The sequence below is a fragment of the Brachyspira sp. SAP_772 genome, assembly GCF_009755885.1.
Lineage (GTDB): Bacteria > Spirochaetota > Brachyspiria > Brachyspirales > Brachyspiraceae > Brachyspira.
Window position 1 is genome coordinate 1 of sequence record NZ_VYIX01000159.1, and the last position, 714, is coordinate 714.

Sequence of the window (714 nt, forward strand, 5' to 3'; positions counted from 1 at the left end):
CATCCATCTAATAAWRCTCTCAAATCTTTTGGAATATTACTCATCTCATCAAAAGAGATAGCATATTTTTTATATATCCAATTTAATATTTGAGATGCATGAAACTTAGGAAAATTATTTTCAATRCAGAATTTAGATAAATCCTCTTCTGATACATTCATTATAGATATTTTTTTTGGCATATAACTTAATTTTTTATTATATATTTTTTTATAGCTTATAACCTATAAGCTTATTAATCAAACTCCTCAGCAGCTTGTTTTAGGTTTACTAGGTTTTGAGCTGCTTGAAGAAGAAGATGATGATGTGCTATTTTTTCCTTTATAATCATTAACATAAAAGCCAGAACCTTTAAATATTACACCAGCATTTAAAGAAATTATTCTTTTAGCASTTCCYTTACATATAGGACATTTAGCTTTAGGTTCAGCAGTCATAGACTGGAACTCTTCAAACTCATGTCCGCATTTTTTACATTTATATTCATAAGTAGGCATAATTTTTTATCTCCAATTAATTTAATAAAATAATTAAACTATTTTAACAAARAAATATATATCAAAATAAAAATCTGTCAAGTAATTTAATTTAGTTTAGAATAACTATAAGCAATATTCGCAGCTACACGGCAATTATTATAAACTAATTCTTTATTAGCTTTAAGGCTCTTGTTTTCTGTTACACTATGAAGCTTAGCCAATATAAAAGGAGTTA

2 protein-coding genes and 1 pseudogene are annotated in these 714 nt (G+C 25.6%); all 3 read right to left on the minus strand.

What is annotated here, in order from left to right; genetic code table 11:
• Nucleotides 1-182 (minus strand): annotated as a pseudogene (locus GQX97_RS13230) (23S rRNA (adenine(2503)-C(2))-methyltransferase RlmN); the annotation flags it as partial.
• A 66-nt stretch (nucleotides 183-248) separates the two neighbouring features.
• On the minus strand, nucleotides 249-497 hold the full coding sequence (locus GQX97_RS13235; RefSeq protein ID WP_157152293.1) for an FmdB family zinc ribbon protein: 249 nt from the start codon (nucleotides 495-497) through the stop codon (nucleotides 249-251).
• Nucleotides 498-583: 86 nt separating this feature from the next.
• On the minus strand, nucleotides 584-714 hold a 131-nt coding region (locus GQX97_RS13240), incomplete at its 5' end, for a pseudouridine-5'-phosphate glycosidase (protein WP_198391249.1).